The 4,489-nt window shown below is 59.1% G+C and carries 2 protein-coding genes; both read right to left on the reverse strand.

Translation table 11 applies throughout. The annotated features are described in order from the left end of the window. Positions 1-35: 35 nt before the first annotated feature. The gene (gene mfd / locus ACUVTA_RS04865) at positions 36-3,506 is read right to left on the reverse strand and encodes a transcription-repair coupling factor (RefSeq protein WP_445951848.1); all 3,471 of its coding nucleotides are present in this window, start codon (positions 3,504-3,506) and stop codon (positions 36-38) included. A 13-nt stretch (positions 3,507-3,519) separates the two neighbouring features. Next, on the reverse strand, positions 3,520-4,095 hold the full coding sequence (gene pth / locus ACUVTA_RS04870) for an aminoacyl-tRNA hydrolase (protein ID WP_445951849.1): 576 nt from the start codon (positions 4,093-4,095) through the stop codon (positions 3,520-3,522). Positions 4,096-4,489 lie beyond the last annotated feature (394 nt).

Raw genomic sequence — 4,489 nt, forward strand, 5'->3', positions numbered from 1 at the left:
GCGGGACAATTATTTCCAAGCTTATTATAATCCCTTCAACCCAATTCTACAAGAAATTCCGTTAATTTTTTCAACGAGGCACTCGATTCCCGTCGCTCCGTGGCAGGCAGGAGGATGGTAAACTCTTCGCCCTGCTGGTGAAAGTGCGCTCCATACTTGCGCGCAATAATCCCCAGGCGTTCCGCTTTAAGCGCGTGTCCGGAAGCAAAAACGATCCGGTAGAACTGGCCCTGCCGGGTCACCAGGCGCACCCGTAAGCGCCGCCCGTGGACCCTTAAGAGCGCTACCGCGAGGAGATTTTCAAGGGGCGGCGGCGGGGGGCCGTACCGGTCGCGGAGTGAAGCGGCCACCGCCGCCACCGCCGCTGGCGTTAACGCGTCAGCGATAGACCGGTAAACTTCTATTTTATGGTAGTCCGGCACGTAGCCTTCCGGTAGGTAAGCAGATACGGGCAGCTCCACTACTGTTTCAACCGGAGCTACCACCTTCTCGCCGCGAAGTTCCTGGATTGCTTCCCGCAATAACCGGCAGTAGAGCTCAAAGCCGATCGCTTGAATATGGCCGTGTTGCTCCACACCCAAGATATTACCGGCCCCCCGGATCTCCAGGTCTCGCTTAGCGATCTTAAAGCCGGCACCAAGATCCGTAAAGTCGCGGATAGCCTGAAGGCGGCGGCGCGCTCCCTCGTTAACAAGCTTATCCCGCTGGTAGAGGAAGTAAGCGTAGGCCAGGCGGTTACTCCGACCCACGCGCCCCTTAAGTTGGTAGAGCTGCGCCAAGCCGAGTTGGTCCGCGTCTTTAACAATCAAGGTGTTTACGTTACCGATATCGAGGCCGTTTTCGATGATCGTGGTGGCCACCAGCACGTCGTACTTCCGGTCAATAAAATCGAGCATAACCCGCTCTAGCTTTTCCTCGGGCATCTGGCCGTGGGCTGCAACCACCCGCGCTTCGGGGACTAAGTTCCGCACCCAGTCTGCAACTTCGGCTAGCCCCATTACCCGGTTGTAAACAAAGTAGACCTGCCCCCCGCGTGCTAATTCCCGCCGGATCGCTTCGCGTATTAGTACCGGATTTTCCTCCATCACGTAAGTTTCCACAGGGAGGCGATCCGGCGGCGGCGTAGAGAGAATGCTGGTATCCCTGATGCCCGTCAGCGACATGTAAAGGGTGCGCGGAAGCGGCGTGGCAGTCATGGTGAGCACGTCGACCTCCCGTCGTAAAAGTTTTAATTTCTCTTTCTGGACCACGCCGAAGCGCTGCTCTTCGTCGATAATCAGCAGGCCTAGATCGGCAAAGCCTACGTCATTCTGGAGGAGCCTGTGGGTGCCGATAACGATCTCAATCGTACCGTTTTTCAACCCCTGAATCACCGCCCGCTGCTCGGCCGGGGTCTGAAAACGACAGAGCCACGCCACCGTGACCGGGTAAGGGGCAAAACGTTCCCGGAAAGTCTGGTAGTGCTGCTGGGCCAAGATGGTGGTAGGCACTAGGATTGCTACCTGCTTGTGGTCCATAACCGCCTTGAAGGCCGCCCGCAGCGCCACCTCGGTCTTGCCGTAACCGACGTCACCGCAGAGCAACCGGTCCATCGGGCGGGGTTTCTCCATATCCGCCTTAACTTCAGCGATAGCCTTGAGTTGGTCGGGAGTTTCTTCGTACGGAAAAGCGTCCTCAAATTCTCGCTGCCACGGCGTGTCCGGGGAAAAGGCGTAACCCTTTGCCGTCTCACGGGCAGCATAGAGCGAAAGCAGGTCGATCGCCACCTCGCGCACGGCCTGCATCGCCCGGCTCTTCGCCCGCTTCCACTCACCTCCCCCAAGGCGGGAAAGGCGCGGTGTGGCCCCTTCACCACCGAGATAATGCTGGAGTATCCCTACCTGATCGGCGGGGATGTATAGCCGGTCCTCCCCCGCGTACTGGATCAGCGCGTACTCCCGGGTCACACCTTCTACTGTAAGCGTCGTAAGCCCTTTATACAGGCCTATACCGTGCTCGGGATGAACCACATAGTCACCCGAGCGAAGCTGGGGCTGCTCCCCCACCTCCTGAGCCTGCACGCCGGTCTTAAGGCTCAAGTGCCGCCGCCCGAAGACCTCCGCCGTGGTGAGCAAAACAACGCGGCCCGCAGGGAAGATAACCCCCTCGCTCAGTTCCCCGGTAGTAACCAGGACCTCGCCGGGCGCTACCTTCTCTACGCTTACCGCGGCCCGCGCAAAGATCTCCCGCGCGCGCAGATCGGTTACTACCTGTTGAGCCTGCTCCGGCTTCCGCATTAAGATAATGACGCGGTTTTCCCGGCGCCATTCCCGGATTTCTTCGGCCAGCGCGTCGATCCGCCCCAGGAAGTTAGGGGCCGTTTTGGTCGCTACGCTTATCTCCTTGCCACCCGCACCGAAAGGCGTTTTTTCGGGAAGAAAAGAGAGGGATACAACCGGCCGGCGCCCTAACTTCTGCGCCACCGCAGCCCAGCTCAGGTAAGCCTCCCTCTGGCGGGGCAGCATCGCCCCCGTCGCCTCTAACGCGGCAACAAACTGGGAGATTTCCCGCTCGGCTTCGCCGGCCGCCACGCCGCACTTACCGGCTTCCACAACGAGACAGAGCCCCTCAGGAGCTAAGTAATCGAGGAGTTGGGCCGGCCGTTCGTAAAAGTAGGGTAGGAGCGTTTCGCCCCGCGGCGGGTAATGCCCCGCCTGGAGAGCGGTGAGGGTTTCTTCAACCCAACTCCCCAGTCGCGCCGCCGCCTGCGGGGACTTAAGGCGCGGGGCAAAGTCCGCATAATCCTTCTGCAGCCGCGCCACTGCAGTCTCGAACGCTGCAGGAGGATAGATCCCTTCCGTTGCCGGGCCCACCGCTACCCGCACGATTTTTTCCCGTGACCGCTGGGTAGCCGGATCGAAATAGCGCAGGGAATCGATAACGTCCCCGAAAAACTCCGCGCGTACCGGTGCCGGCGCTCCAGGGGGGTAAAAATCAATAATACCGCCACGACGGGCAAACTTTCCCGGAACTTCTACTATCTCGGCAGGCTCGTAGCCTGCCACGGCCAGATGGCGGAGTAGCTCCTCTGGCCCAAGCATGTCGCCGCGGGTGAGGACCCGGCAGGCCGTCCGGAATATCGCAGGCGGCACAAGTCCCCGGAGCAACGCCGCCGCAGTCGCCACGATAATGCCTTTCCCGCAGGCCAACGCTTCAAGAGACATCAGGCGTTGCCGCGGGATAAAGGCACCGGGAAGCGTCTTTTCGGCCATCGCTTCCCAGGGTAAAAAAACAAAAACCTCGGCCCCCAGAAGCTGGCGGAGGTCGGCCTGAAGCTTGAGTGCCGCCTCGTCGTTCGGGGTTACCACCAGGGCTGGTTGTTCCCCTTCCGTTACCAACCCCGCGATAAAAAGGCTCTGGCCCGCCCCGCTGAGCCCGTAAACCGCCCGTGATTCCCCGGCTCGGATAGCCTTCTTCACCTGCCGGATAACGGGCGCCTCAGCCCAGATTTCTGTAAGTGCACGCATCTTTTAATTTGGTTTACCGGCGGCGGTTAAATTTATTCATTGCCTGGACCAGCCCCTCCCGCAACACGCACTCAAGCGCCGCCACCGCCACCTCCCGCACGGCCTGTACCAATTCTTCCTCCTCAGGGGCAAACCGGCTCAAAACATAAGCGGCTACATCACCATCGCTCAGCGGCCGCCCGATACCTACCCGCAGGCGGGGAAAGTCGGCGGTTCCCACCGCCGCGATAACCGACTCAACCCCCTTATGACCGCCGCTCGACCCCCGGGGTAGAAGGCGGATCCGCCCTAATGGCAGGTCAAGATCATCATAGACCAGCATCATCTGGGCGGGAGAAAGCGCAAGCTCACCGAGGAGTGCCCCAACCGCCTGCCCGCTCAGGTTCATAAAGGTTTGAGGGAGAGCCAGCATTACCGCCGCACCACCCACCCGAATCACCGCCACCAGCGCTTTGGCACGCGCTTCCCTGAAACGAGCGCCGTAACGTTCCGCCAAACGTTCAACCACCGTAAAACCAATGTTGTGCCTTGTCCCGGCATACAGGGCCCCGGGGTTCCCAAGTCCTACGATCAAGCCGATTTCACGCATCGCTAATCTCCAGCGGCACAGCCCAACGAGTTTTTATACAACATTATTACTCCGGAGCTCAAGCCGGGCAAGCCTCCTCCTGCTTCGGAACCAGTATGAGTAAAATGTTTTCGGGGGAATAGAGGGTCAGGTACAAGGAGAGAGGGCTCTTCCTTTCGAAATAGGGTTATATAGCAGAAACCCAAGAGAAAGGAGGCCCTCTCAGCAATAGCAAAGCTACTTGCAGCAATTAGCGACGAGAGCACTGGAAAATGGAGTTTTCAAAAACTTGAGGCTACACTTTGGAGCCTTTGTTTAGAAACATTTCGGGGACTGATACAAGAAATCCTTCTTTTACTGGATAAGTCACCCATGGCGCCTACGCCGCCACCGGGGCATGAAAATTGTGCTATAC

It is taken from the genome of Thermodesulfitimonas sp. (assembly GCF_052743955.1).